Consider the following 25,889-nt stretch of genomic DNA (forward strand, 5'->3'; position numbering starts at 1 on the left):
GGCACCAGCTTTTTGCTGCAGATTCGAAAGTCGATTGGCGTGACTTTTGGGTAACGTCGCAAAAACCGACAATTCCATGGCGCTGCGGGCTTGTCAGATGAAAAAACATCTTGCTGCAATGCTTCGAAATTAAAGAGAAATTTAACTATTCCTGCCAAAAATTAAGAAGATTGCCGGAGATTTTTTGACGCACGGCAGGACGATTCTGGCACGACATCGGACTTCGCGCGTTTTCTTTTCAAGCGAAGGCCAATCGGCTAGACAGACAATGTTTTTACGCGCGCTTCGATGGATCACGGCGCTGGACGCAATGAGGACTAAATTGCAGATCACTTCAGGAAAAAAATCGGCGGCGTTCATACTGGCTCTCGGTGTTTCCGTTTCTGCGGGCATTCCCGCCCCAGCCAGCGCCATCACCCTCATGGATCTGCTTCGTGGCGGTCCCGGTAAGATCGAGCGCGAACGCCAGGATCGTGGCCTTCCGGGCGTCGTCCAGCAAAGTGCGCCTGCCGGCCGCGACATCGATCCCGAGCCCACACCACGTATTTCCGGTCCGCGCTATTACACCTACAAGGCGGATGGTACGCGCGCGGTCGATACCTCGAAGTTCGGTCCGGATTTTGCTGGCGTGAAAGTCTCGGCAACACCTGAGATCGCAAAAGCGCTTGAGACCTATTACTCGGGCGGTGCCAAGCCGATCTGGGTTTCCAATGGCGATATTAACGAGCGCGCTTCTGCCGTTCTCGCATTCTTCGAAACGGTAGGCGATAGCGGCCTCGAGCCAGCCGATTACAGCATCTCGGCTCCGTCTTCCGATGTAACGGCGAGCATCGCCGAAGAGCCTCAGGCGGAAGTTCAAACGGTCAGCGCCACGGAGGCCGAGGTCAAACCAGTGAACCGCGCAATGATGCAGTTTGAACTGGCATTGTCGGCGAAGGTTCTCGGCTATGTCCAGGATACCACGCGTGGCCGCGTCGATCCGAACAAGCTCTCCGGCTATCACGATTTCAAGCGCAAGACGGTAAACCTGCCGCCAGTTCTAAAACTCGCGGCGCTGAGCCCGGATGTGACGGCATACCTGAAGTCCCGTGAGCCTTCCAACCCTGAATATCAGGCGCTGAAGGCGGAACTGGTCAAGCTCCGCGACGAGGACAAGTCCGGCGAAAGCAAGATCGCTGTCCGTTCCGACCTAGTACTGAAGCCGGGCGAGGATAACGCTGAACTCGCCAATGTAGTGGGGGCGATCAAGCATCGCTCGTCCGAAACTCTGAAGTCCCAGCATGCATCAGCGCTGACGGCCTATCAGCAGACGACGCAATACACGCCCGAATTGGTTGATCTGGTCAAAGCCTTCCAGAGCGAAAACGGTCTCAAGGCTGATGGCGTGATCGGTCGTGCGACGGTCCGCGCGATGACGGGTGACAGCAACGAGGCGAAGATCGCCAAGCTCGAAGTGGCCATGGAACAGGTTCGCTGGCTTCCGGCCGATCTCGGCGACCGTTACGTCTTCATCAACCAGCCGGCTTTCATGGCGTACTACCATGACCAGGGCAAAGAGCAGTTCGGCATGAAGGTTGTCGTCGGCTCGAAGACCAACCAGACTTACTTCTTTCAGGATGAAATCCAGACCGTGGAATTCAACCCTTACTGGGGTGTTCCGCAGTCCATCATTGTCAATGAAATGCTGCCGAAGCTTCGAAACGATCCGTCCTACCTCGATCGCCTCGGCTATGAAGTCTCGGTCAATGGCCGTGCGGTGTCGTCGTCGAGCGTCAACTGGTATGGCTCGACCAATGCAATCTCGGTTCGCCAGCCGCCGAGCAGCGACAATGCACTGGGCGATCTGAAGATCCTCTTCCCGAACAGCCACGCAATCTACATGCACGACACGCCATCGAAGAGCTTCTTCAACCGCGATATGCGGGCGCTGAGCCATGGCTGCATCCGCCTTGTCGATCCGCGTCGCATGGCAGCGGCCGTTCTCGGCACCACGATCGACAACGTCAACAAGCAGATTGCTGCTGGTGAAAACCGCGCAGTGTCTGTGCCGGTGAAGATTCCGGTCTATGTCTCCTACTTCACCGCATGGCCAGACAAGGACGGCAGGGTGCAGTATTTCGACGACGTTTATGATCGCGACAGCTATGTGATGAAGGCGTTTGCCACCACCACAAAGGCGCGCTCAACCTCCATCTAAGGCGGTTGAAACATCTGGCAAAAGCGCCCTCTGGGCGCTTTTTCTGTATCGGGGCAGGGCATGCAGAATATTCAGACGGTCATCGATTCCATCTATGAAGAGATCAAAAACCGGCTCGGCGAGGGGAAGGTGGCGGATTATATTCCCGAGCTCGCCAAGATCGATCCCAAACAGTTCGGTATCGCTGTCACCACGGTCGAGGGCGAAACATTCGTCGCGGGCGATGCTGTCGTCCCTTTCTCGATCCAGAGCATTTCCAAGGTCTTTATGCTGACGCTTGCGCTCGGCAAGGCCGGAGAATCCGTCTGGAAGCGTGTCGGGCGCGAGCCTTCCGGCTCATCCTTCAACTCCATCGTTCAGCTCGAGCATGAACACGGTATCCCGCGCAACCCCTTCGTTAATGCTGGTGCAATCGTCGTAACCGACATGGTTCTCGCCGGACACCAACCGCGAGAGGCCATTGGCGAGTTACTGCGTTTCGTGCGTTATCTCGCCAATGACGATACGATTTCGATCGACAACACCGTTGCCAAGTCAGAGCAGGCGACCGGTTTTCGCAATTTCGCGCTCGCGAACTTCATGCGCAGCTTCGGCAATATTCATCATCCTGTCGACCATACGCTGGGCGTCTATTTTCACCAGTGCGCGCTATCGATGAACTGCGTTCAATTGGCGCGGGCAGGGCTCTTTCTCGCCAATCGGGGACGCAATCCACTGACGGGACATACTGTGGTTTCGGATCGCCGAGCGCGCCGTATCAACGCGCTGATGCTGACCTGTGGCCACTATGATGGCTCGGGCGACTTCGCCTATCACGTCGGTCTTCCCGGCAAGAGCGGCGTTGGCGGTGGCATTCTGGCGGTGGCACCTGGAAAGGCCTCGATCGCCGTCTGGTCGCCGGGCCTCAACAAGGTCGGCAATTCCGCTCTCGGTTCCGACGCGCTCGAACTGCTGGCAAACCGCATGGGCTGGTCGGTATTCGGGGCTTGATCTTGCGCTTATATGAGGGCATTGCCTGTCGTTAACCGCGTTCAAGCGGGTGAGACAGCGAGATGACCATGACCATTGCCGCACAGATCGATGACATTCAGGACGCCGGTGAGGTCGAAGAGGCTGGCGGTTCGCATCCGCTCTTTGCCGATGCGCCGCGCTCGGTCTCTTTCAATAAGCTGCGCAAGCGCCTGTTGCGACACGTGCGGCAAGCCTTCGATGATTTCGGCATGTTGAATGGACAAAAGCGCTGGCTGGTCGGTCTTTCCGGGGGCAAGGACAGCTATGGGCTTCTGGCGCTCCTGCTTGACCTCAAATGGCGCGGTCTATTGCCGGTCGAACTGATTGCCTGCAATCTCGACCAGGGCCAACCGAACTTTCCCAAACACATCCTGCCGGACTATTTGACGAAGATCGGCATGCCGCATCGCATCGAATACCGCGATACCTATTCGATCGTGAAGGAAAAGGTGCCAGAGGGCGCAACCTACTGCTCTCTCTGTTCGCGTTTGCGCCGCGGCAATCTCTATCGCATAGCGCGCGAAGAGGGCTGCGACGCGCTGCTGCTCGGTCATCACCGCGAAGACATTCTGGAGACCTTCTTCATGAATTTCTTCCACGGCGGACGGCTTGCGGGCATGCCGGCGAAGCTGATGAACGATGAAGGCGACCTGATGGTGCTGCGCCCGCTTGCCTATTGCGCCGAGGATGATCTTGCCAAATTTGCTGCGGCAATGGAGTTTCCCATCATTCCTTGCGATCTTTGCGGCTCTCAGGACGGTCTGCAGAGAAACGCGATGAAGGACATGCTGGCCGACATCGAGCGGCGCATGCCGGGCCGCAAGGACGTCATGTTGCGGGCACTCGCTCACGTCAATCCGTCGCACTTGCTGGATACAAAGCTCTTCGATTTTTCAGGTCTGACTGTCACTGATCCGTCATCCTAGAGGAATAGGGGAGGCGCATTCCTCACCAACTCAGATTGATTTTCATGACATTTTCCGATTCCGATATCGATTTCCTCGTTGCGACCGTCGCCGACGCTGGTACCAACGAAATCATGCCGCGCTTTCGCAATCTCAGCGCATCTGCAATTTCCGAGAAGACATCGGCTGTCGATCTGGTCACAGAAGCGGACCTTCTTGCTGAAAAGCGCATCACGGCAGCGTTGTTGCAGCGTTTTCCGACCGCGCATGTCGTTGGCGAGGAAGCTTATGATGCCGACCGCTCTGTCATCCCGGCGCTGCGCGATGCGCCGCTTGCCTTCGTGATCGATCCGGTCGACGGCACGTTTAACTTTGCCTCAGGTTTTCCTGCCTTCGGAACACTGCTTGCCGTGACCATCAAAGGAGAAACGGTCGCAGGCATCATCCATGATCCGGTGATGGGCGACAGCGTCGTCTCGGTCAGAGGCGCTGGCGCCGTGCTGAAGCGCCGCAATGGCAGCGAAGCGAAATTGCAAGTGGCCGCGCCAGCTAGTCTCGCGGACATGGTCGGCATTTTCTCATGGGGGCACAGCCATCCCGACCGCCGCCCGATGATTGCGGCCAATATGGCAAAGACGAAGATGGCGCTGTCTTTGAATTGCTCGGCGCATGAATATTGGCTGGTCGCGACCGGTAAGCTGCATTTCATCGGTCATGAGAAGCTTATGCCTTGGGACCATTTGGCAGGCGTGCTAACCCATCAGGAAGCGGGCGGCTACACGGCAAAGCTCGATGGCACCCCTTACCGCCCGGGAGACACCGAGGGTAGCATTCTCTCCGCGCCTGACAAGGAAAGCTGGAAGATGCTGCGCCGGGAAATTCTCGGTCTTTGATCTGAACATGTAAAGGAACCTCCCATGTCCGTGGAACTTGACATCGCCTCGCTCGCCAATGCCCTACAAGAGGCAGCGGCGGTGGAAATTTTGCCGCGGTTTCGCAATCTCGGCGAGGGTGACGTACGGGTTAAAACCGAGGCAATTGATCTGGTGACCGAGGCTGACGAGGCAGCGGAAAGGTTGATCCGCACACGTGTCGCCGAGTTCATACCGGATGCTCTTTTCGTTGGTGAGGAGGCGGTCGCAGCAGACCCATCGCTGCTTGAGAAGCTCGGTGATGCGGACCTCGCGGTGGTCGTCGATCCAATCGACGGCACCTATAACTTCGCTGCCGGATTGCCGCTGTTCGGTGTGATGCTGAGCGTCGTCTCCAAGGGCGAGACGGTTGCGGGCATCATCTTCGATCCTATGGGAAACGACTGGGTGATTGCGGAGAAGGGATCCGGTGCCTGGCTTTGCAGCGCGGATGGCTCCCAGGCGCAGTTGCAAGTGGTTCCGGCTCCTGATCTTTCGCAGATGGTCGGTATAGCCAATACCGGCTACTTTGAGGTCGAGACCCGCCGTCGCCTCTTGAACAATCTCGCCGATGTGCGGCTTTTCACCAGTTATCGTTGCGCAGCGCACGAATACCGCATCTTCTGCGGCGGGCACATGCACTTCCTGATGTACAACAAGTTGATGCCTTGGGATCACTTGGCAGGCACGCTGATCTCGCAAGAGGCAGGCGCCTACGCGGCCCGTTTCGACGGATCTCCTTATCTGCCAAATCACGTGAGCGGCGGCTTGCTGCTGGCCCCTGACAAGGAGACGTGGACTTTGCTGCGCGAGAAGATCTTCACGGTGTGACCGGCTGAACGATAGCACGAAGAAGGGCGCGGCTGCTGTGGCAACCGCGCCCTTTTTCTTTGCAATTTCAATTCAGTGCGTTGGCTTGTTGTGAGCCTGAAACAACTTGCCCTTTTCGCCGATCAAAACAAAGACGAGACCGACGATAGAGACGATGAAGAAACCGCTGACCATCGGTAGTGCCGTTCCATTGAAAGCCTGACCGATGCCGGCGCCGATTAGCGAACCGCCCACTGTGCCAAGAAAGCCGATGACGGACGATGCCGTTCCGGCAACATGACCGAGAGGCTCCATGGCCAGTGAGTTGAAGTTCGAGCCGATGAGACCGAACTGGAACATCGAGAGACCGAACATCACGATAAACAGCGCGAAGGGCAACGGGTGGGGACCGAAGATCATCATCATCAACCAGACGAAATTGATGGCGATGAAGCCCAGCAGCGAACCATGCGACAGCTTGCGCATGCCAAAGCGCCCGACCAGCTTCGAATTCAGGAAGGACGACAGCGACATGAACAATGCGACGGCAGCAAAGGCGGCGGCAAACCAGGCGCCGAGATCGTAGATACCTTTATAGACCTGTTCAGCGGAGTTGATGAAGCCGAACAGCGCGCCGAAGATGATCATGCTGGCAATCGTGTAACAGAGCGCCACCCGGTTGGTCAGAACGATCTTGAAGCCCGCCAGCACGGATGAAACCGTCAGCGGACGCACGTCTTCCGGACGTAGCGTTTCAGGAAGTCGTGTATACATCCAGACCGTCACAATAGCGGCGATCGCTGCCATGAAACCGAAGATCAGGTGCCAGTCGCCGAAGAACAGGACGATCTGGCCTGTTCCCGGTGCGATGACCGGAACAACCATGAACACCATCATGATCAGCGACATGACTTCAGCCATCTGACGCCCCCCATAGATATCGCGAACGATAGAGACGGTGATGACGCGTGTCGCGGCCGAGCCGATGCCCTGGATGAAACGCAGCGCCAGAAGGCCGGCAAAGCTCGGCACAAAGATCACGGCGATGGACGAGAGGATATAGATGCCGAGGCCGAGCAGCATCGGCTTGCGGCGACCAAAGCGATCCGCGAGCGGGCCGTAGAAGAGCTGGGCGATGCCGAAGCCGAGCAGGTAAGCCGAGACGACATATTGGCGATGGTTCTCGTTATCGACGCCGAGCGAGGCACCAATCTCCTGCAGGCCCGGCAGCATAATGTCGATGGCAAGAGCATTGAGCGCCATCAGCATGGCGGCCAGCCCAATGAATTCCGTGCGCCCCATGGTGCCTGCGGGCGAAGCGGTCGTTTGTGGTGGATGTGTCACAGGATTGCCTCAAAAAGAACGGCAAAGGCGTTGCATGACGCAACGCCTGGCATAGTTTTCTGACAATCAGGGTGGGCCGGATGAACCGGCCGAAATCAGGCCGCGCCGCGGACGCTGATACCCTGTTCTTGGAATTGGCTTTGAAGTTCGCCGGACTGGAACATCTCTCTTACGATGTCGCAGCCGCCGATGAATTCACCCTTGACGTAAAGCTGGGGGATCGTCGGCCAGTTGGAGTAGTCCTTGATGCCCTGACGAATGTCAGCATCAGCCAGGACGTTGACGCCCTTATAGTCCACACCGAGATAATCGAGGATCTGGACCACCTGCCCGGAGAAACCACACTGCGGAAACTGGGGCGTGCCCTTCATGAAAAGAACGATGTCGTTGCTCTTCACTTCGTTGTCGATCAGGTCGTGAATGCCGCTCATGGCTGAATTCCTTTCACATGCGGGTCAAGGCCGCTGCTTCGTTCGTTCTTAAATAACATGGAATGTCGTTATTTCCAGTCGCAAAGGCGAAAAAACGAAACGCCGTCGGAATTGGAACAAACAGTCATCATGGCGCCTCGAAGGTGTGGTGCCGTGATGCTCTACTGAACCGACGTCGAGGCTCGACATGCGCAGATTTGGTGTCTGGATTATCGCAATTGCGGTGATCCTGCTCATGGTCTTTGGCCTGTTCCACTTGAGCAAGGCACGTGGCTATCAGCTCTTTGGAACGATCGTTCCGCGGGTGGAGACCAGCGAGCCCCTCGTGGCTCTCACTCTGGATGATGGTCCGACGCTTCGATATACGCGCGACGTCTTGAACCTGCTGGATGAGAAGAACGTCAAGGCGACATTTTTCCTTACAGGCCGAGAGATGGAGGAAACGCCGGCGCTTGCGGCCGATATCGTTCGGCGTGGACACCAGATCGCCAACCACTCCTTTTCTCACTCCAATATGAGCCTGATGGGTCTTGCAAAGATAAAAGAGGAAATCGAGCGTACTGATCGTGCCATTCGTGCGGCAGGTTATCAGGGCGAGATCTATTTCCGGCCGCCTTACGGCAAGAAGCTTTTGACCTTGCCTTGGTATTTGTCGCAGACCGGAAGGACTTCGATCACCTGGGATGTGGAGCCGGAATCCTATCCAGACATTGCCGAGGATGCCGATGCAATTGCCGAGTATGTGATCCAGAATGCCAAGAATGGCTCGATCATTCTGCTGCATGTCATGTATCGAAGCCGCGAAGCGTCTCGTCAGGCCCTACCCAAGATCATCGACGGGCTGCGGGAGCGTGGGTTCCAGTTCGTGACGGTGTCGGAACTGATGAAGCATCAGCAGACCTAAAGGCCGCGTTGCTTCCTATCGTGTGCGCTGCTTGCTGCGAGTAGCGGCGGTCCTACGCTTGCTAACCTGCTTCTTTGCGGGCGTTCGCTTGGTCTTTCGCGCTGGCTTCTCGCCGAGTGCCGCCTCGAGAATACCACCAAGAATGCCGCCGCCGAGGGACGTTCCAGCTTTTGCCTTGCCGCGCGCGCGCCGAGTCTTGCGAATACCCGTCTTCGACAGGATCTCCGACATGGCACCTTTCACGACACTCCCGATGATCTGATCAACGATTTTCGACAAGGTCTTCTCCGCTCAGAAACAAAATCCACTCGGCCGCATATGATATAAAACATAATTAAGCCACGGAGTTTACTATATGGGCGACACCCATTGTATCAAGCGATCCTTTTGGGCTCTTCGCAACCTTCAGGTTTTGAACCCCTTAGGCTCGGTTACATGGCGTCTGTTTCCTCACGTCTCGTGTTCTATTTTCCTGGCTTCGATCCTCTGGATGCTGCCGCCCATCACCGCCGCTATGAGCGCAGTGCTGCTCAATCGGGCAATACCTTCGGGCTTGACTACACCGTAAGCCCGATCGAGCAGGTGGAAGCTGGAAGTCGGATGGAGGTGGTCTCGATCTCTGCTGGCCAGGAGACGAAAAGCACCATCTTTGTTCATGACCATAACAGCATCATTTCGGACTTAAGAGCGCCTCCCATCTGGAAGCAAATCCTGCTCGGCTTCAAAGCCGGGGCCGAGATCATTACCAGCGGCGCAGCCTTTCGATACTTTCGCCATGCCTGGCGCTTTGGCTTGTTTTTCCTCTTTCCTTATCTCCTGATCATAACGGGTCTCGTCCTAGCAGCGTTGATTGCCGTGTCACCTCTGATGCTGCATATCTCGCCGTTCCTCTGTCTTCTGAGCGTTCCGGTGGCATGGCTGTTTTTCTACAAGGGCGTTATCCCCTTTTCCGAACGGTTTCATACCTTGCATCTCTTTGCCGATTGGCGGTTTGCGCTGATGGTGGGGCGCGACGAGCCGGTCGCACGCGCCTGGATCGAGAGCAAGGCGAAGAAGGTTTTGCTCGCTCTGCAAACATCCTCGGACGAGGTGCTTTTCGTATCGCACAGCATGGGTGCCAGCCTGGCGCTGGCGGTGGTTGGTCGTGTGCTCGAATTGAAACCGGATGCGTTTGATGGACGCAACGTCTCTTTCGTCACCTTAGGCGGTGCCGCACTTCAATGCGCCTTCATTGCCAAAGCCGCACGCCTGCGTAAGAGTATCGAGACGCTCGCGCGCCATGCAGAGGTCACGTGGTTCGATATCCAGTGTCTGTCCGATCCCATCCATCTTTACAAATGCAATACAGCGCATCTGACCGGACATGCGGATGCCACGCAGCCGAAGATCGTGCGCATCAAGTTCAAGCATTCGCTTTCGGGTGAGCGCTACCGCAAGAACAAGCTGAATTTCCTGCGCATGCATCGTCAATACGTGCTGGGGTCGGATCGCAAGTCCGGCTTTGATTTTACCCTACTGACCGCCGGTCCGCTGCCGGCTGCGTCCTTTGTCGGCTTGAAGTCCGACGTGCCGCCGCCGGCGTTTCAGTAAACGCAATGCCGTAACAAAAAGGCCCGCGTGATGAGCATCACGCGGGCCTTTTGTTGCTGAACGAAAGCGGCTTACTCGGGCGCGGAGGTCTGTAGCGCCAAAGCGTGCAGAACGCCGCCCATATTGCCTTTCAGCGCATCATAGACCATCTGGTGCTGCTGCACGCGTGTCTTGCCCTTGAAGGCGTCTGCCACGACTTCAGCCGCGTAGTGATCGCCGTCACCGGCGAGATCGCGGATGGTGACCTTTGCTCCGGGAATTCCAGCTTTAATCATGTCTTCAATGTCGCCGGGCTTCATGGGCATGGTGTCTACTCCTCAATTCTTATTCTGCTGCGACGAGTGTCTCGCCGTCCATGAACTGAGGGAACCACGATTCATGGGCATTGCGCAATTCTTTAATCTCGACCGCGCGCGCCGTACCCAGCTTTACTGAGGAGCCACCGGTCTTGCCAATAACAGCGAGCGACACGCCCGCCGAAGCAGCCTGCGCCTTGACGGTTTCGAGATCGGACTGCTTGACGGTCAGCACATAACGGCCCTGATCTTCACCATAGAAAGCCAGGATCGGGTTGTTGCCGGAGACCGCATCGATCGTCGCCCCAATGCCGGATGCGATCGCCATTTCTGCAACGGCGAGCGCTAGGCCACCCGATGAACAATCGTGAACCGCGCTCGTCAGGCCTTGCGTGATGATAGTGCGGACGAAATCGCCGGTCTTCTTTTCGTTCTCCAGGTCGACATGCGGGGCAGGGCCATCGATGCGGCCGTGGATGTCACGCATATAAACAGACTGGGCGATATGGGTCCCAAGTCCCTCAGGCGCGCCAGCGAGCAGGATAACGTCGTCAGCTGCAGCAAAGCGAATACGCGCCATCTTGGACCAGTCCTTCAACAGGCCCACGCCGCCGATGGTCGGGGTCGGGAGGATAGCCTGACCATTGGTCTCGTTGTAGAGCGAGACGTTACCCGACACGATCGGGAATTCCAGAACCTTGCAGGCCTCGCCGATGCCCTTGATGGCATGAACCAACTGGCTCATGATCTCCGGCTTTTCGGGATTGCCGAAGTTCAGGTTGTCGGTTGCCGCCAATGGCAGTGCGCCGGTGGCGGTGATGTTGCGCCAGCACTCGGCCACGGCCTGCTTGCCGCCCTCAAAGGCGTCGGCCTCCACGTAGCGCGGAGTGACGTCGGAGGAGAAGGCAAGCGCCTTGGTCTCATGGCCCTCGACGCGCACAACGCCTGCGTCGCCGCCTGGCATCTGCAGCGAGTTGCCCTGGATCAGCGTGTCGTATTGTTCGTAAACCCAGCGGCGCGACGAATTGTTGGCAGAGCCGACGAGCTTCACCAGCGCGTCAGCAATGTCGGTTTCCGGAACGTCGTTTTCAGCGAGCGGAGCCGAAACTCGTGCTGGTGTCCATGGGCGGTCATATTCTGGTGCCTGATCGCCCAGTTCCTTGATCGGCAGATTGGCGACTTCCTCGCCATTGTGAAGAACGCGGAAGCGCAGATCGTCGGTGGTCTTGCCGACGATGGCGAAATCCAGGCCCCACTTGACGAAGATCGCTTTGGCAACTTCTTCCTTGGAGGGCTCCAGAACCATGAGCATACGCTCCTGGCTTTCGGACAGCATCATCTCATAGGCGGTCATCCGCTCTTCGCGCACCGGAACCTGATCGAGGTTCAGCTCAATGCCAAGATCGCCCTTTGCGCCCATTTCGACGGCCGAGCAGGTGAGACCGGCGGCACCCATGTCCTGAATGGCGATGACAGCGCCCGTCTTCATCAGTTCCAGGCAGGCTTCTAGCAGGCACTTTTCGGTAAAGGGGTCGCCAACCTGAACGGTCGGGCGCTTCTCTTCGATGGACTCGTCAAATTCAGCCGAGGCCATGGTTGCACCACCGACGCCATCACGGCCGGTCTTGGCGCCCAGATAGACCACAGGAAGGCCAACGCCCTTAGCTTCTGACAGGAAGATGGCATCGGACTTCGCCAGACCCGCCGCAAACGCGTTGACGAGAATATTGCCATTGTAGCGCGCATCGAATTCGACTTCGCCGCCAACTGTCGGGACACCGAAGGAATTGCCGTAACCGCCAACACCGGCAACGACGCCGGCCACGAGGTGGCGCGTCTTTGGATGATCGGGAGCGCCGAAACGCAGCGCATTCATGGCAGCAATCGGACGCGCACCCATGGTGAAGACGTCACGCAGAATGCCGCCGACGCCGGTCGCCGCACCCTGGTAGGGCTCGATATAGGACGGGTGGTTGTGGCTCTCCATTTTGAAGACGACGCAGTCGCCATCGTCGATGTCCACCACGCCAGCATTCTCGCCCGGCCCCTGGATGACGCGCGGACCTTTGGTCGGCAGCGTCTTCAGCCACTTCTTCGACGACTTGTAGGAGCAGTGCTCATTCCACATGGCCGAAAAGATGCCAAGTTCGGTGAAGGTCGGCTCGCGTCCGATCAGGTCGAGAATGCGCTGATATTCATCGGGCTTCAGCCCGTGGGATGCAACGAGTTCCGGGGTGATCTGAATATGATTTGGAAGTGTCATAGGTCTCACGGGGTTCGAGCCGGTACGGGAATTTCCGGTTCTTTACCCTAAGACATGAATTCTTGCGATAGGAAAATGCCTCGGCAGGGCTTCAATTCAGCGTCTTCGTCGCCTCTATTCAATGCTGTCGTAGCCCGCAGAACCATTGTCGAGCAGCCTTCTGAGGACGCCGAGACCGCGTTTTAATTCGTCGTGGGTCTTGGGCAGCGAAAAGCTCACGCGCACCCGATGGAAGATCCGGTCGGTTCTGGCTGGCTTGAACTCGTCTTCGTCATCGATCAAAACATTTTCGCTCATCGCCGCATTGCGAAACGTGCCGGAAAGCCAAGGCTCGGGAAGTTTCACCCAGACGAAAGCAATGCCTGGCGCGCTGTTGAAATCCACGCCCTGCAAGGTTTCTCTGACGATTCCTCGCCGCGCATCGATCTCGGCGATACATCCTTTTCGGATGGCATCTGCATCGCCGCTGATCACAAGCCGCGCCGAAAGCTCCGCCATCAGGAAGGGAATGCCGCCGGTCAGCATTTTGTGTGCCACGCGAATGCGCGTGACGAAGGCTGGCGGGCAGGCGAGCCAGCCGCCACGTAAGCCGGCGCTGACCGATTTGGAGAGCCCGTTGACCAGGAATGTCCTGTCGGGTGCAAGCTCCGCGATCAAAGGCAGATCGTTACCGGTCATCGCGCCGTACAGATTGTCCTCCACGATCCAGACATTGTATCGGTGTGCGATCTCGACGATGGCTTTGCGGCGCTCAAGCTGCAGTGTCGAGCAGGTCGGATTTTGACCGGCGGGCATCAGAAAGACGATCTTTGGGTGCTGTTGGGCGCAGATGCGCTCAAAGTCGTCCGGGATGATGCCGTCAGCATCGATATCCACAATCGAGATGCGGCGACCGGACAAGGACGCGGCTCGGCTGATCTGCGAATAAGTGACGGGTTCGAAGACGATGCGATCTCCGGGCGCGGTCATCGCAGTAATGATGCTCATTACACCCGCATGGGCACCAAGCGTCGTGACGACGTTCTCAGGCTTCGGAGACCAGCCTTGATGAGCAAGCCATCTTGCACCCGCTTCCGTCCAGAACGACGGAAAGGTGCGCGTGTAGTCCATGATTTCCGAAGGGTTGTCCTTGACGATCTCTGTCACATGGGCGGCGATGATGCCTTGCTGGCCATTGTCTGGTGCAGCAGTGCCATTGAAGGAAATCTGACCGGGGGCTGCCATCGAAACCCTCGTTCCGCCAAACGGACTTTCGACAGCTCTCTGTGTCGCTTCTCCAGCTTCACGATCATTGACATAGGTTCCGCGCCCAACCTCGCCGCTGACGAGACCACGTTCGTGGATGAGCGCGTAGGCACGGCTGATCGTGCCGATCGTCACACCAAGATCGTAGGCAAGATTTCGTTGGGGTGGCAATTTGGTGCCAGGTGCTAGCACACCGTTGGCAATAGCCGTCTCGATGTGATCAGCGAGGCGGATGTAGATCGGGCCTGAGCCCTCGGCGATACTGGGAAGCCAACTTGTCATGGTGACAATTTATGAATTGTATCCCTGTATGTGTCAATTGTATTCATTGTCTCGAAGTTAAACGGAAGAGCTGGACAACGGACGGGTACAATCATGCGCAGGATGGAAGAATATCTAGCGGCAACGGAACTAGGTGATAGTGGGCAGGAACAAGCAGTCTTCGTCCGTGATCGAATGGTGCCCGCCAAGCCATTTGCGCCAATCGAGGCGAGGAGCTTTCTCACCAGCGGGTTGCAGCGCATGACGGTATGGCATGCCAAGCGACAAAGTCGCCTCAGTCTTTACGATCTTTCTGCTGACCAACTCGCCGATATCGGTCTATCGCGCGCAGAAGCCGATCAGGAGTCGCGCAAGGCGCTTCTCTCAAGCTGGACACGCTCTCTCTGAGTACCGCTTCTCGATGTAGATTAGCATTGAGATGAGAGGCCCGCAGCGCCCGTCCCAACCGGTGCGGCGGGCTTTTTGCTATCGAACAAGCTTTTGTTTTGAATAGGTAATCCTTGTTTTTCAGGGCTTTCGAGACGAGATGTCATTTTTTTGTCAAATCACGCATTTTATCGCTTGCGGTATCGAAAACCTCTGACTATAAGGGCGCCACAAACCAAGCGCACGCGCCCTTCGTCTATCGGTTAGGACGTCAGATTTTCATTCTGAAAAGAGGGGTTCGACTCCCCTAGGGCGTGCCACTTGGCTTTGTGGTTCCCCCTTAAAAATGCCTTTCATCATGTCTATGCCTCGCGCTTTTTGCTGCCTGCAACAATAGTACGGGGACGCCTATGACTGCCCGCTTGTTTCTCATCGGTGGACCATCCCACGCCGGAAAGTCGACACTGGCGGCCGCTGTTGCGGAACGCCTCGCTTGTCGTTGCATCTCGACCGATAGTCTTGCAAGGCATCCCGGACGGCCTTGGCGTGATCCGCCGGAGCAGCCGCCGCCGCATGTCGTAGACCATTATCGCGATCTACCGGTGGATGAGATGATGCAATCTGTCCTCGTCCATTATCGCTCCATGTGGAGGCCGCTGGTGCTCCCCCTTGTCGAGAGTGGTGAACGTCTTGTTCTGGAAGGCTCTGCGCTTTTGCCTGAACTCGTCGTTCAGTTGGATTTGCAGAATGTGCAAGCGACATGGCTAGTCGCTTCCCATGGCTTGTTAGATCGCCGGATCAGAGCCGAGAGTGCTTATGAGTCCCGCGATGCCGCCGCGCGGTTTCTGATCGACAAGTTCGCCCAGCGTGCCGTGGCGTTTAATCGCTTTATAGATCGAGAGGTCGCGCGCCTTAGTCTACTGACAACGAAGATTGATTGCGAAGTCCCGACCGACGATCTTGTGCGGCATCTTCTTTCACAACAGGCCTAATGGGTTTTGCAGTTGACCCCGTCGGCAAATGCATGATGGTTGTGACCGTCATTCTGGGAGGATTGTTCGTGACAGTGAATGTACCGTTTTCGCTCGTGGGGATAGATCACGTCGTGCTGTTGGTAGACGACATGGAAAAGGCGCTGACCTTTTACCACGAGGTGCTGGGTTGCCGACCGGGTTATTCCTACCCTGCACTTGGCATGGAGCAGGTATGGTGCGGTGCGTCGCTTATCGTGCTCTGGGACACCACCCATCCAGGCGGCCAGAAGGCCGCGCCACCGGTGGCCGGGGGGCGCAACGTCGACCATATCTGCATTGCGACCGGACCGTTCGAACATGATGCCCTGAGAGCGCATCTCGAACATCATGGCGTGACCATCCAGCGTGAGGCAATGCATGGCGGCGCGCGTGGCATGGGACATTCGTTCTACATCCACGATCCCTTTGGCAACCTGCTGGAGGTAAAAGGACCGGCGGAATACCCGGATGGGCGCGCGGCTGCATCCTGATCTTCTTTACCATCTTGTTGATGCAACCGCTCTGAAAGCCGAGCGTTTCCCGCGACACCTTTGCGGAGAACCAGCATGAACATATTGCTTCGATGGGCCAGCGCAGGCCTCGTCTCATGCGCGCTTGGCATCAGTTTCGTTTCCCCTGCGCAAGCTCAAAAGGCAAAAGCGCCAGCGGTGGCGCAGACCGACATGTCGCATTATCGTGGGAAGTGGCTGGAAATCGGCAGAACGCCCATGTGGCTCACCGATGGCTGCGTTGCTGGTTATTCGATCTACAAACCCGGTTCTTCGCCGGGCCAGGTGCTGGTTGAGGATGGATGCCGCGAAGGCTCACCGACTGGTAAGCTGAAGACCGTCGAGGGCATTGGGACGATAACAGACGCGAAAACGACCAAGGCAAAGATGCGGGTTCGCTATCCGCTCTTCATCACCTTCAATTACTGGGTGCTCTACAATTCGCCGGACAAGACGTGGTTCATCAGTGCCACGCCGGATATGGAGAATCTGTGGATCTATTCTCGCTCCGTACCGTCCAAAGCCAAGCTGGCTGTGATGGTCAGGAAGGCAAAGGAACTCGGCTACGATACCTCGAAGCTCGAGTTTCCCGAGTTTTGATGTTGAAAACTGTGGGGCCGCTTTTCATTGCGATTTGAGAGAATACGAGGGCCGCTTTCGCGGCCCTCGAACTTTGGAAACTTGGATCAGGCTGGGCGCACGAGAATGTGCTTCTTCTTGCCAAGCGAAAGCTTGATGACGCCATCTGCCGTCACTTCGCCACCGCCGATGAGTTTGCGCTCATCCGAAATGCTCTCGTCGTTGATGCGCACAGCGCCGCCTTGAACGTGGCGGCGGGCTTCGCCGTTGGACGCGGCAAGACCGGCGCGCACGATCAGCGAGAGAAGACCGATGCCTGCTTCCAAGTCCGTCTTCGGCACTTCGATCGACGGCAAGTTGTCGGAAAGCGCACCTTCCTCAAAAGTCTTGCGGGCGGTTTCGGCAGCTTCCTCCGCCGCAGCGCGGCCATGCAGGATGGCGGTCACTTCCGTCGCAAGGATTTTCTTGGCGTCATTGATTTCCGACCCACCAAGCTTTGCAAGACGATCGATCTCGTCCATCGGTAGTGTGGTGAAGAGCTTGGCGAAACGAATAACGTCCGCGTCTTCGGTGTTACGCCAGTACTGCCAGAAGTCGTAGACGGGCAGCAGATCCTTGTTCAGCCAGACGGCACCCGATGCCGATTTGCCCATCTTCGCGCCGGAAGATGTGGTTAGAAGCGGCGATGTGAGGGCGTAGAGCTGCGGCGTCCCCATACGGTGCCCAAGATCGATCCCGTTGATGATGTTGCCCCACTGATCCGAACCGCCCATCTGCAGGCGGCATCCGGTGCGCCTGTTCAGCTCTACATAGTCGTAGGCCTGAAGGATCATGTAGTTGAACTCGAGGAAGGACAAAGACTGCTCGCGATCGAGACGCGTCTTGACGCTATCGAAGGAGAGCATGCGGTTGACAGAGAAATGCCGACCCACATCGCGCAGGAATTCGAGATAGTTCAAGCCGCGCAGCCAATCAGCATTGTTGATCATCAAGGCGGGGTTGGTGACCCGGTCGTAATCGAGGTAATTGGCGAAGACGTGCTTCAGCGAGGTGATGTTGTCTTCGATCATGTCGATGGTCATCAGCTTGCGCGCTTCCTCCTTGAAGGAAGGGTCACCCACCATGCCGGTGCCGCCACCCATCAGCGAGATCGGCTGATGGCCGGTCGCTTGTAGCCAATGCAACATCATGATCTGCGTCAGGTGGCCGACATGTAAGCTCGATGCCGTCGGGTCATAGCCGATATAGGCAGTCACGGTTTCCTTGGCGAACAGTTCGTCGAGACCTGCCTCATCGGAGATCTGGTGAATGAAGCCGCGCTCATCGAGTGTGCGGAGGAAATCGGACTTGAACCTGGACATAACCTTTTTCTTTCTGGGATTAGTCGTGACCTTCACTGCATTTCAGTGAATGGCAGCGGCTTTATCATTGTTTTTTGGAAATTACACCCGTTTCGGCCATGAATGTTGGCATGGAGTATAGAGCCGCAAAAAGCAAAAAACCGCCGGAGTGACCGGCGGCTCTGAAGGTTCTTTGGATCTTTCAGCGGATTCGCTTGGCCGCTGGCTCCGGGACCAGCTCGCCATTCAGGCGGCGGTCGAGATAGTCGCCGCATTCGCTCATCAACTCGTCCACCTTGCCGCTGAAGAAGTGGTTTGCGCCTGGTACGGTGCGGTGGGTGATGAGAATACCCTTCTGTGTCTTCAGCTTTTCCACCAGGCCGTTGACGTCCTTTTCCGGCGCAACCTTGTCCGCATCGCCATTGATGATCAGGCCAGACGACGGGCAGGGGGCCAGGAAGGAGAAGTCGTAGGTGTTGGGCTGCGGTGCAATCGACATGAAACCTTCGATCTCCGGACGGCGCATCAGAAGCTGCATGCCGATCCAGGATCCGAAAGAGTAGCCAGCGACCCAACAGCTTTTAGAATCGGGGTGCAGGCTCTGCACCCAGTCGAGTGCGGATGCTGCGTCCGACAACTCGCCGGCGCCATGATCGAACTCGCCTTGGCTGCGGCCGATGGAGCGGAAATTGAAACGCAGTGTCGTAAAACCGCGCTTCTGGAACATGTAGAAGAGCTGGTAGACGATCTGATTGTTCATCGTGCCGCCGAATTGCGGATGCGGATGAAGAATGATGGCGATCGGTGCGCTTTTTTCCTTGGACGGCTGGTAGCGGCCTTCGAGACGACCTGCAGGGCCGTTGAAAATGACTTCGGGCATAGGTACTCCGGTCGGTTTTTATGTTTCTGACTCTTTCCCCGCGCAAGAAGACTTGACGTGGATGGTCAGCTTTTCTAAAACCTAGTTTAGAACTGTTCGAAACTTGCGTTCCGTGGCGCTGTTGGTGGTGTCATAAGGCAAGGGTGACGGAAATTTCAAGGAAAATGCGCTCTAAGGCGCGAATGATCGGGATAAAGGCACGATTTGCGCCATGGGCACAGCGGAGCGCACATATCTGGACTGGAATGCGACAGCTCCTTTGCTGCCGGCCGTCCGTGATGCGCTTGTTTCTGCTCTCGATCTCTCCGGCAATCCATCCTCCGTTCACAAGGAAGGTCGGGCCGTTCGCGCTGCAGTCGAGGCTGCGCGGCGTGATGTGGCCGCGCTGGTTGGCGCTGAGCCGTCGCATGTCGTTTTTACCAGCGGCGCGACGGAAGCTGCAAATCTCGTGCTGTGCCCGCACTTTAAAATGGGCCGCGCGCCCCTAAATATAAGCCATCTCTACGCATCTGCTATCGAGCATCCAGCTATCCGCGAAGGCGGACGGTTTAGCCGATCTGCGGTGATGGAGGTTCCTGTGACGGAGCAGGGGCTGCTCGATATAGAAGCTTTGGGCAAGCTGCTGTCACAGCATGACCGTGCCTCGGGCCTGCCGATGGTAGCGCTGATGCTGGTGAACAACGAGACCGGTATCGTCCAGCCTGTGGCGGAAGCCGCGCGGCTGGTTCATGCTGCTGGGGGCCTTTTGGTGGTCGATGCCGTTCAGGCCGTAGGGCGTATTGCTGTCGATATTAGGTCGCTGGATGCAGATTTTGTCATCGTGTCGTCGCACAAGATTGGCGGTCCTAAGGGTGTCGGCGCTTTGATTTCTCGCGGCGAAGTGATGATGCCTTTGCCGCTCATTCATGGTGGTGGGCAGGAAAAGGGACATCGGTCCGGGACGGAAAATACGCTGGCTATCATCGGCTTCGGCGTTGCGGCCAAAGAGGCTGCTCGATTGCTGGAGACGCAAAGCCCGCGTTTAGGAGCCCTGCGCGCCCGGCTTGAAGATGGGATGCGGACCAGCGCGCCGGACGTGATCATTCACGGTGCCGATGTTGCACGGGTCAGCAACACGACCTTCTTCACGCTTCCCGGCTTGAAGTCGGAAACCGGGCAGATTGCCTTTGATATCGAAGGTGTTGCTCTCTCCGCAGGTTCCGCCTGCTCTTCCGGTAAAGTCGGAGAGAGCCACGTGCTGACCGCTATGGGACAAGACCCGAAACTTGGCGCGCTGCGCATCTCGCTTGGGCATGCGACGACAGAAGATGATATCGAAAAGGCGATCAATGCCTTTGGCAAGATAGCAGGGCGACGCAAGCTGCCCAGTCAGGCAGCCTGAGGGCTGGAATAAACTGCGAAATGTCAAAATTTCGCTTGCGGTGCGGTGGGAAAAACGCCAACCCGCTCTTAAATAAACGCATGAAAGCGCTGGCCTCAGATGGCTCCCGCATTTATGTGAAGCGCGAATGAAGGCGGGGGTTCCGTCTTGATACGTTGACAAGCCACCGGACCTTGTATCCGGCGAGATTGGAGAACGACAATGGCAGCGGTTCAGGAAACAATCGATCAGGTTCGCCAGATCGATGTGGACCAGTACAAATACGGTTTTGAAACTGAGATCGAAGTCGACAAGGCGCCGAAAGGCCTGTCGGAAGAGGTTATCCGTTTCATCTCCGCCAAGAAGCAGGAGCCCGAGTGGCTGCTTCAATGGCGTCTTGACGCCTACCAGCGCTGGCTGACGATGGAAGAGCCCACATGGGCGCGCGTCAATTATCCCAAGATCGACTTTAACGATCTCTATTACTATGCAGCGCCTAAGAGCACGCCTGGCCCTAAGTCCCTGGACGAAGTCGATCCGGAGCTCCTGAAGGTCTATGAAAAGCTTGGCATTCCGCTAAAGGAACAGGAAATCTTGGCGGGTGTCGAAAACCGTCGCGTGGCTGTCGACGCAGTCTTCGATTCCGTTTCCGTCGTCACGACCTTCAAGGAAGAACTGAAGAAGGCGGGCGTGATCTTCATGTCCATCTCGGAAGCCGTGCGCGAGCATCCTGAACTGGTGAAGAAGTATCTCGGCTCCGTCGTGCCGACGACCGACAACTTCTATGCGACGCTAAACTCTGCTGTCTTCACCGACGGTTCCTTCGTCTTCATTCCGAAGGGCGTGCGTTGCCCGATGGAGCTTTCCACCTATTTCCGTATCAATGAGAAGAACACGGGCCAGTTCGAGCGCACGCTGATCATTGCGGAAGAAGGCGCTTATGTGTCCTATCTGGAAGGCTGCACAGCACCGCAGCGCGATGAAAACCAGCTTCACGCCGCTGTTGTTGAGCTCGTTGCGCTCGACGATGCCGAAATCAAATATTCCACCGTTCAGAACTGGTATCCTGGCGACAAGGAAGGCAAGGGCGGCATCTACAACTTCGTGACCAAGCGCGGCGATTGCCGTGGCCATCGCTCAAAGATCTCCTGGACGCAGGTCGAAACCGGTTCTGCCATTACCTGGAAGTATCCATCCTGCATTCTGCGCGGGGATGACAGCCGCGGCGAGTTCTACTCGATCGCCGTCTCCAACGGTTACCAGCAGGTCGATTCCGGCACCAAGATGATCCATCTCGGCAAGAACACGTCGAGCCGCATCATCGCCAAGGGTATCGCAGCAGGCTTCTCGGAAAACGTCTATCGCGGTCAGGTCTCGGCCCATCGCAAGGCGACCAATGCGCGCAACTTCACGCAGTGCGACAGCCTTCTGATTGGCGACAAGTGCGGCGCGCACACCGTGCCTTACATCGAGGCAAAGAATGCCTCTGCGCATTTCGAGCATGAAGCAACGACATCCAAAATCTCCGAGGATCAGCTGTTCTATTGCTTGCAGCGCGGCATTCCGGAAGAAGCCGCGATCGCTCTGATCGTCAATGGCTTCGTCAGGGAAGTCATTCAGGAATTGCCGATGGAATTTGCTGTCGAAGCGCAAAAGCTGATCGGCATCTCGCTGGAAGGCTCAGTGGGCTAAGGCCTCGCTCCGCGTCATCCTCGGGCTTGACCCGAGGATCCAACGACGCGGCGTCGCATATCGAATTGACCGGTTGGATCCTCGGCAAGCCCGGGGATGACGGATGTGAGAATTGAGAACGGCCTGCACCGGCCTCAGAGGCGGCCCTTGAAGCCGCACTACGAACAGGAATTGAAACATGCTTGAAATCATCGACCTGCACGCAAAGATCGCCGATACCGAAACCGAGATCATCAAGGGTCTGAACCTGAAGGTTGCCGCTGGCGAAGTCGCGGCGATCATGGGTCCCAACGGCTCCGGTAAGTCCACGCTCTCCTACATCCTGTCAGGCCGCGAAGACTATGAAGTGACCTCTGGCGACATTCTCTACAATGGTGAGAGCATTCTGGAGCTGGACGCTGCCGAACGCGCTGCCAAGGGCGTCTTTCTGGCCTTCCAGTACCCGGTCGAAATTCCAGGCGTTGCGACCATGCAGTTCCTGAAGGTTGCCATGAACGAGCAGCGCAAGGCACGTGGCGAAGCTGAACTCACCACTCCCGACTTCATCAAGAAGGTGAAGGAAGCGGCTGGCGACCTGAAGATTGACATGGACATGCTGAAGCGTCCGCTCAATGTCGGTTTCTCCGGCGGTGAGAAGAAGCGCGCCGAAATCCTGCAGATGGCGCTGCTTGAGCCGAAGCTTTGCGTTCTGGACGAAACCGACTCCGGTCTCGACATCGATGCACTGAAGATCGTTGCTGATGGCGTCAACGCGCTGAAGTCTCCGGACCGTGCCACCGTCGTCATCACCCATTATCAGCGCCTCCTCGATTACATCGTTCCGGACAGCGTCCACGTTCTTTACAAGGGCAAGATCATCCGTTCGGGCGACAAGTCGCTTGCGCTCGAACTGGAAAACAATGGTTACGCCGACATCATCGGTGAAGCGGCCTAATCAACGGGCCAGGAGACCATGTCCATGAATATTCAAACGACAAACCGGCTGACACCTGCGGAGACCGCGCTGGTGGAAGCCTTCACGGCCAAGTTCAGCGAGCTTCCCGGCAATGGCGATGTGGTTGCTGCACGCGACGTGCTGTTCGACGACTTGAAGACAGCCGGTCTTCCGACGCGCCGCATCGAAGCCTGGCACTACACCGATATGAAGAGCCTGCTGCGCAGCATTCCTGAGGATGCTTCTGCGCCGCTCATCGAAAAGCGTGATCCAGCTGTTGCCGGTTCTCAGGCGGTCTACTTGCTCCACGGCAAGTCCGTGGACGCCGATATCGTCGATTTCGAAATCGGCAATTATGCCGAGAGCCTGCTGGACGGCACGGCCGCTCCAGCACTCGTGGCCGCCGACAAGGACGACATGATCGGTCGCTTGAACGGCAGCTTCGTACGGGACGGTTATTCTGTGACCGTACCGGATGAGGCTGATATCGAGCGTCCGCTCGAGCTTCAGGTCATCCATGGCGCCGGTCAGGTTCACACCCGTGCGCCGGTCCGCTTCGGCAAGGGCTCGAAGGCGACGATTATCGAGCGTCATCTGTCGGTTGCGACGGAAGCGGCTCTCGTTTCGCATGTCACCGATCTTGAGGTTCAGGACGGTGCGCAAGCCACTTACATTCTTCTGCAGCAGCAAGGTGCAGCCGATACGCATCTCGCTCAGTTGCGCATCAAGCTTGGTGCGGAGGCAAATCTTCGGCTCTTCATCATCAATGCGGGTGGTAAGCTGGTGCGCCAGGAATTGCGCATCGATGTGGAAGGTGAGGGCACCGATCTCTCGGTACGTGGCGTCAACCTGCTGGGTGGTGAAACCCATACGGACGTGACGATGGTTCTCGGTCACAATGTGCCGAACACCACCTCGACGGAAATCTTCCGCAACGTCGTCTTCGATCGCGCCAAAGGCATCTTCCAGGGCATGATCCGGGTTGCGCCCGATGCCCAGAAGACCGACGCCAAGATGGCGTGCAACACGCTGTTGATGTCCGACGATGGCGAGTTTTCGGCAAAGCCTGAACTCGAGATCTTCGCAGACGACGTTCAGTGCGGCCATGGTGCAACGGTTGCCGATATCAGCGACGTACACCTCTATTACCTGATGGCGCGTGGCGTGCCGCGGGCGAAGGCGCGTGCCATGCTGGTCAACGCGTTCGTTGCGGAAATTGTCGAAGAACTCGAATACGACAATCTGGTAGAGGCGTTGGAAGGTATCATTTCCAGTTGGCTGGACGCTCATGCCTGATAATAGCGAACGCGCCATCGCGGCAGCCCCCTACGACGTTGAAGCCGTGCGCAAGGATTTCCCCATCCTTTCGCGCGAGGTCTATGGCAAGCCGCTTGTCTATCTGGACAATGGCGCGTCCGCGCAGAAGCCGCAGGTGGTCATCGATGCGGTGTCGCATGCCTATGCCAACGAATATGCCAATGTGCATCGTGGCTTGCATTTTCTCTCCAATGCGGCGACGGATGCCTATGAAGCATCGCGCGAGAAGGTGCGGCGTTTTCTGAATGCTGGCTCGGTGGACGAAATCATCTTCACCAAGTCTTCCACCGAGGCGATCAATACGGTCGCCTATGGCTATGGCATGCCGAAGATTGGCGAGGGCGATGAGATCGTCATCTCGATCATGGAGCACCATTCCAACATCGTGCCTTGGCATTTTATTCGAGAGCGGCAGGGTGCCAAGCTTGTCTGGGTGCCGGTGGATGACGAGGGCGCTTTCCACATTGAGGCTTTCGAAAAAAGCCTGACGGAGCGCACCAAACTCGTTGCCATCACCCATATGTCCAATGCGCTTGGCACCATCGTACCGGTAAAGGAAATTTGCCGCATTGCCCATGAGCGCGGCATTCCCGTATTGATCGACGGCAGCCAGGGCGCCGTCCATATGCCGGTCGATGTCCGCGACATCGATTGCGATTGGTACGTGATGACGGGCCATAAGCTCTACGGTCCGTCGGGCATCGGCGTTCTTTATGGTAAGGCCGATCGCTTGAAAGAGATGCGTCCCTTCCAGGGCGGCGGCGAAATGATCCTTGATGTCTCCGAGGACGAGATCACCTATAACGAGCCGCCGCATCGCTTCGAGGCAGGTACACCGCCTATCGTTCAGGCCATCGGCCTTGGCTACGCGCTGGACTATATGGACAATCTCGGACGTGCGGCGATCGCTGCGCATGAGGCGGATCTTGCCGCCTACGCCACTGAGCGTCTGCGTGACATCAACTCACTGCGTATCATCGGCAACGCGCCGGGCAAGGGTGGCATCTTCTCCTTCGAGCTTGAAGGCATTCATGCCCATGACGTCTCGATGGTCATCGACCGCCGGGGTGTCGCCGTGCGCGCAGGCACACATTGCGCCATGCCACTCTTGAAACGCTTCGGCGTGACCTCCACATGCCGGGCATCATTCGGGCTATACAATACCCGCGCGGAAGTGGACGCACTAGCCGAAGCCCTCGATTACGCCCGCAAATTTTTCGCCTGACATCGGAATTGAGGATCAGGACCATGAGCACCGATATGACTGAACAGATGCAGGATCTGGCACAATCGCCGGACGAAGAGGCAGCACCTGCCGCGGCCAAAACCTCCAGCATCTCACCCGATGAGCTGGCACGGCTCAGTGACGACGTCGTCGCCGCGCTGAAGACGGTCTACGACCCGGAGATCCCCGCCGATATTTTTGAACTCGGTCTGGTCTACAAGATCGACATCGAAGATGACCGTATGGTCAAGATCGTCATGACGCTGACAGCACCTGGCTGCCCCGTGGCCGGCGAGATGCCTGGCTGGGTAGAAAATGCCGTTGGCGCCGTCGAAGGCGTGTCTGGCGTAACCGTCGAAATGACCTTCGATCCGCCATGGACGCCGGATCGCATGTCGGAAGAAGCACAGGTCGCAGTCGGCTGGTACTAAGGGCGATCGATTAGACAATCGACGAGACTTGATACCATCTCCACGCAAGACTAG

Annotated in this window: 25 protein-coding genes and 1 tRNA gene; 18 read left to right on the forward strand and 8 right to left on the reverse strand. The window is 57.1% G+C overall.

Annotation, left to right across the window (positions count from 1 at the left end):
- Window positions 1-328 precede the first annotated feature (328 nt).
- The 5 genes from WKI41_RS01765 to WKI41_RS01785 all read left to right on the forward strand — a co-directional run bounded on the left by WKI41_RS01765 (window position 329) and on the right by WKI41_RS01785 (window position 5,855).
- Window positions 329-2,197, forward strand: a complete 1,869-nt coding sequence (locus WKI41_RS01765) for a L,D-transpeptidase family protein (protein ID WP_425340979.1) — start codon at window positions 329-331, stop codon at window positions 2,195-2,197.
- Window positions 2,198-2,257: 60 nt separating this feature from the next.
- Window positions 2,258-3,187 carry a glutaminase gene (locus WKI41_RS01770; protein ID WP_340191817.1) on the forward strand — a complete coding sequence of 310 codons (930 nt, stop codon included), beginning with the start codon at window positions 2,258-2,260 and terminating at the stop codon, window positions 3,185-3,187.
- Window positions 3,188-3,255: 68 nt separating this feature from the next.
- Entirely contained in the window at window positions 3,256-4,134 is an 879-nt protein-coding gene (gene ttcA / locus WKI41_RS01775) for a tRNA 2-thiocytidine(32) synthetase TtcA (RefSeq protein ID WP_340192293.1), read from the forward strand.
- Window positions 4,135-4,178: 44 nt separating this feature from the next.
- On the forward strand, window positions 4,179-5,006 hold the full coding sequence (locus WKI41_RS01780) for an inositol monophosphatase family protein (protein ID WP_340191818.1): 828 nt from the start codon (window positions 4,179-4,181) through the stop codon (window positions 5,004-5,006).
- A 24-nt stretch (window positions 5,007-5,030) separates the two neighbouring features.
- Window positions 5,031-5,855, forward strand: a complete 825-nt coding sequence (locus WKI41_RS01785) for an inositol monophosphatase family protein (protein WP_340191819.1) — start codon at window positions 5,031-5,033, stop codon at window positions 5,853-5,855.
- Between the two features lie 72 nt (window positions 5,856-5,927).
- Here WKI41_RS01785 and WKI41_RS01790 read toward each other — a convergent pair whose 3' ends face one another.
- Window positions 5,928-7,136: a Bcr/CflA family efflux MFS transporter gene (locus tag WKI41_RS01790; protein ID WP_340192294.1), complete on the reverse strand. Its 1,209-nt coding sequence runs from the start codon at window positions 7,134-7,136 to the stop codon at window positions 5,928-5,930.
- Between the two features lie 137 nt (window positions 7,137-7,273).
- Window positions 7,274-7,609, reverse strand: a complete 336-nt coding sequence (gene grxD, locus WKI41_RS01795) for a Grx4 family monothiol glutaredoxin (RefSeq protein WP_340191820.1) — start codon at window positions 7,607-7,609, stop codon at window positions 7,274-7,276.
- A gap of 187 nt (window positions 7,610-7,796) precedes the next feature.
- Here grxD and WKI41_RS01800 point away from each other — a divergent pair, with 187 nt between their 5' ends.
- Window positions 7,797-8,513 (forward strand): polysaccharide deacetylase family protein, encoded by a 717-nt coding sequence (locus tag WKI41_RS01800; protein WP_340191821.1) that lies wholly within the window; start codon window positions 7,797-7,799, stop codon window positions 8,511-8,513.
- Window positions 8,514-8,528: 15 nt separating this feature from the next.
- Here WKI41_RS01800 and WKI41_RS01805 read toward each other — a convergent pair whose 3' ends face one another.
- Entirely contained in the window at window positions 8,529-8,792 is a 264-nt protein-coding gene (locus tag WKI41_RS01805) for a hypothetical protein (RefSeq protein ID WP_340191822.1), read from the reverse strand.
- A gap of 156 nt (window positions 8,793-8,948) precedes the next feature.
- Between WKI41_RS01805 and WKI41_RS01810 the strand changes: the two genes are divergently transcribed.
- Complete coding sequence (locus WKI41_RS01810) at window positions 8,949-10,103, forward strand: hypothetical protein (RefSeq protein ID WP_340191823.1); 1,155 nt, start codon at window positions 8,949-8,951, stop codon at window positions 10,101-10,103.
- A 71-nt stretch (window positions 10,104-10,174) separates the two neighbouring features.
- On the opposite strand, the gene WKI41_RS01815 is transcribed toward WKI41_RS01810, so the two are convergent.
- From WKI41_RS01815 to WKI41_RS01825, 3 genes are all read right to left on the reverse strand, one after another.
- Window positions 10,175-10,408 carry a BolA family protein gene (locus WKI41_RS01815; RefSeq protein WP_003516012.1) on the reverse strand — a complete coding sequence of 78 codons (234 nt, stop codon included), beginning with the start codon at window positions 10,406-10,408 and terminating at the stop codon, window positions 10,175-10,177.
- Between the two features lie 19 nt (window positions 10,409-10,427).
- Complete coding sequence (purL, locus tag WKI41_RS01820; RefSeq protein ID WP_340191824.1) at window positions 10,428-12,662, reverse strand: phosphoribosylformylglycinamidine synthase subunit PurL; 2,235 nt, start codon at window positions 12,660-12,662, stop codon at window positions 10,428-10,430.
- Between the two features lie 114 nt (window positions 12,663-12,776).
- Entirely contained in the window at window positions 12,777-14,189 is a 1,413-nt protein-coding gene (locus WKI41_RS01825) for a PLP-dependent aminotransferase family protein (RefSeq protein ID WP_340191825.1), read from the reverse strand.
- Between the two features lie 93 nt (window positions 14,190-14,282).
- Between WKI41_RS01825 and WKI41_RS01830 the strand changes: the two genes are divergently transcribed.
- The 5 genes from WKI41_RS01830 (at window position 14,283) to WKI41_RS01850 (ending at window position 16,677) form a co-directional block, all read left to right on the forward strand.
- On the forward strand, window positions 14,283-14,576 hold the full coding sequence (locus WKI41_RS01830; RefSeq protein ID WP_340191826.1) for a DUF1127 domain-containing protein: 294 nt from the start codon (window positions 14,283-14,285) through the stop codon (window positions 14,574-14,576).
- Between the two features lie 224 nt (window positions 14,577-14,800).
- A tRNA-Glu gene (locus WKI41_RS01835) sits at window positions 14,801-14,875 on the forward strand.
- Between the two features lie 90 nt (window positions 14,876-14,965).
- Entirely contained in the window at window positions 14,966-15,547 is a 582-nt protein-coding gene (locus tag WKI41_RS01840; protein WP_340191827.1) for a hypothetical protein, read from the forward strand.
- Window positions 15,548-15,615: 68 nt separating this feature from the next.
- Window positions 15,616-16,059 carry a VOC family protein gene (locus WKI41_RS01845; protein ID WP_340191828.1) on the forward strand — a complete coding sequence of 148 codons (444 nt, stop codon included), beginning with the start codon at window positions 15,616-15,618 and terminating at the stop codon, window positions 16,057-16,059.
- Window positions 16,060-16,134: 75 nt separating this feature from the next.
- Window positions 16,135-16,677: a lipocalin family protein gene (locus WKI41_RS01850; RefSeq protein WP_425340964.1), complete on the forward strand. Its 543-nt coding sequence runs from the start codon at window positions 16,135-16,137 to the stop codon at window positions 16,675-16,677.
- 86 nt (window positions 16,678-16,763) lie between these two features.
- Here WKI41_RS01850 and tyrS read toward each other — a convergent pair whose 3' ends face one another.
- Entirely contained in the window at window positions 16,764-18,017 is a 1,254-nt protein-coding gene (tyrS, locus tag WKI41_RS01855; RefSeq protein WP_340191829.1) for a tyrosine--tRNA ligase, read from the reverse strand.
- A gap of 181 nt (window positions 18,018-18,198) precedes the next feature.
- Complete coding sequence (locus tag WKI41_RS01860) at window positions 18,199-18,876, reverse strand: alpha/beta hydrolase (RefSeq protein ID WP_062441481.1); 678 nt, start codon at window positions 18,874-18,876, stop codon at window positions 18,199-18,201.
- Between the two features lie 211 nt (window positions 18,877-19,087).
- On the opposite strand from WKI41_RS01860, the gene WKI41_RS01865 reads away from it, so the two are divergent.
- From WKI41_RS01865 to WKI41_RS01890, 6 genes are all read left to right on the forward strand, one after another.
- On the forward strand, window positions 19,088-20,257 hold the full coding sequence (locus WKI41_RS01865; RefSeq protein WP_340191830.1) for a cysteine desulfurase family protein: 1,170 nt from the start codon (window positions 19,088-19,090) through the stop codon (window positions 20,255-20,257).
- Between the two features lie 201 nt (window positions 20,258-20,458).
- Complete coding sequence (sufB, locus tag WKI41_RS01870; protein WP_340191831.1) at window positions 20,459-21,928, forward strand: Fe-S cluster assembly protein SufB; 1,470 nt, start codon at window positions 20,459-20,461, stop codon at window positions 21,926-21,928.
- A gap of 178 nt (window positions 21,929-22,106) precedes the next feature.
- Window positions 22,107-22,862 (forward strand): Fe-S cluster assembly ATPase SufC, encoded by a 756-nt coding sequence (gene sufC, locus WKI41_RS01875; RefSeq protein WP_340191832.1) that lies wholly within the window; start codon window positions 22,107-22,109, stop codon window positions 22,860-22,862.
- 24 nt (window positions 22,863-22,886) lie between these two features.
- Window positions 22,887-24,158 carry a Fe-S cluster assembly protein SufD gene (sufD, locus tag WKI41_RS01880; RefSeq protein ID WP_340191833.1) on the forward strand — a complete coding sequence of 424 codons (1,272 nt, stop codon included), beginning with the start codon at window positions 22,887-22,889 and terminating at the stop codon, window positions 24,156-24,158.
- Window positions 24,151-25,404 (forward strand): SufS family cysteine desulfurase, encoded by a 1,254-nt coding sequence (locus WKI41_RS01885; RefSeq protein WP_340191834.1) that lies wholly within the window; start codon window positions 24,151-24,153, stop codon window positions 25,402-25,404. Before sufD ends, WKI41_RS01885 begins: the two co-directional genes overlap by 8 nt.
- A gap of 23 nt (window positions 25,405-25,427) precedes the next feature.
- Window positions 25,428-25,835 (forward strand): SUF system Fe-S cluster assembly protein, encoded by a 408-nt coding sequence (locus WKI41_RS01890; protein ID WP_340191835.1) that lies wholly within the window; start codon window positions 25,428-25,430, stop codon window positions 25,833-25,835.
- Window positions 25,836-25,889: the final 54 nt, after the last annotated feature.

The sequence above is a fragment of the Agrobacterium larrymoorei genome (assembly GCF_037722385.1).
GTDB lineage: Bacteria > Pseudomonadota > Alphaproteobacteria > Rhizobiales > Rhizobiaceae > Agrobacterium > Agrobacterium larrymoorei_C.

Bases quoted from the DNA above. Each gene is read 5' to 3' on its own strand.
- WKI41_RS01770 (WP_340191817.1), top strand. From the start codon at position 2,258: ATGCAGAATATTCAGACGGTCATCGATTCCATCTATGAAGAGATCAAA.
- ttcA (WP_340192293.1), top strand. From the start codon at position 3,256: ATGACCATTGCCGCACAGATCGATGACATTCAGGACGCCGGTGAGGTC.
- WKI41_RS01780 (WP_340191818.1), top strand. From the start codon at position 4,179: ATGACATTTTCCGATTCCGATATCGATTTCCTCGTTGCGACCGTCGCC.
- WKI41_RS01785 (WP_340191819.1), top strand. From the start codon at position 5,031: ATGTCCGTGGAACTTGACATCGCCTCGCTCGCCAATGCCCTACAAGAG.
- WKI41_RS01790 (WP_340192294.1), bottom strand. From the start codon at position 7,136: ATGGGGCGCACGGAATTCATTGGGCTGGCCGCCATGCTGATGGCGCTC.
- grxD (WP_340191820.1), bottom strand. From the start codon at position 7,609: ATGAGCGGCATTCACGACCTGATCGACAACGAAGTGAAGAGCAACGAC.
- WKI41_RS01800 (WP_340191821.1), top strand. From the start codon at position 7,797: ATGCGCAGATTTGGTGTCTGGATTATCGCAATTGCGGTGATCCTGCTC.
- WKI41_RS01810 (WP_340191823.1), top strand. From the start codon at position 8,949: ATGGCGTCTGTTTCCTCACGTCTCGTGTTCTATTTTCCTGGCTTCGAT.
- WKI41_RS01815 (WP_003516012.1), bottom strand. From the start codon at position 10,408: ATGCCCATGAAGCCCGGCGACATTGAAGACATGATTAAAGCTGGAATT.
- purL (WP_340191824.1), bottom strand. From the start codon at position 12,662: ATGACACTTCCAAATCATATTCAGATCACCCCGGAACTCGTTGCATCC.
- WKI41_RS01825 (WP_340191825.1), bottom strand. From the start codon at position 14,189: ATGACAAGTTGGCTTCCCAGTATCGCCGAGGGCTCAGGCCCGATCTAC.
- WKI41_RS01830 (WP_340191826.1), top strand. From the start codon at position 14,283: ATGCGCAGGATGGAAGAATATCTAGCGGCAACGGAACTAGGTGATAGT.
- WKI41_RS01840 (WP_340191827.1), top strand. From the start codon at position 14,966: ATGACTGCCCGCTTGTTTCTCATCGGTGGACCATCCCACGCCGGAAAG.
- WKI41_RS01850 (WP_425340964.1), top strand. From the start codon at position 16,135: ATGAACATATTGCTTCGATGGGCCAGCGCAGGCCTCGTCTCATGCGCG.
- tyrS (WP_340191829.1), bottom strand. From the start codon at position 18,017: ATGTCCAGGTTCAAGTCCGATTTCCTCCGCACACTCGATGAGCGCGGC.
- WKI41_RS01860 (WP_062441481.1), bottom strand. From the start codon at position 18,876: ATGCCCGAAGTCATTTTCAACGGCCCTGCAGGTCGTCTCGAAGGCCGC.
- WKI41_RS01865 (WP_340191830.1), top strand. From the start codon at position 19,088: ATGGGCACAGCGGAGCGCACATATCTGGACTGGAATGCGACAGCTCCT.
- sufB (WP_340191831.1), top strand. From the start codon at position 20,459: ATGGCAGCGGTTCAGGAAACAATCGATCAGGTTCGCCAGATCGATGTG.
- sufC (WP_340191832.1), top strand. From the start codon at position 22,107: ATGCTTGAAATCATCGACCTGCACGCAAAGATCGCCGATACCGAAACC.
- sufD (WP_340191833.1), top strand. From the start codon at position 22,887: ATGAATATTCAAACGACAAACCGGCTGACACCTGCGGAGACCGCGCTG.
- WKI41_RS01885 (WP_340191834.1), top strand. From the start codon at position 24,151: ATGCCTGATAATAGCGAACGCGCCATCGCGGCAGCCCCCTACGACGTT.
- WKI41_RS01890 (WP_340191835.1), top strand. From the start codon at position 25,428: ATGAGCACCGATATGACTGAACAGATGCAGGATCTGGCACAATCGCCG.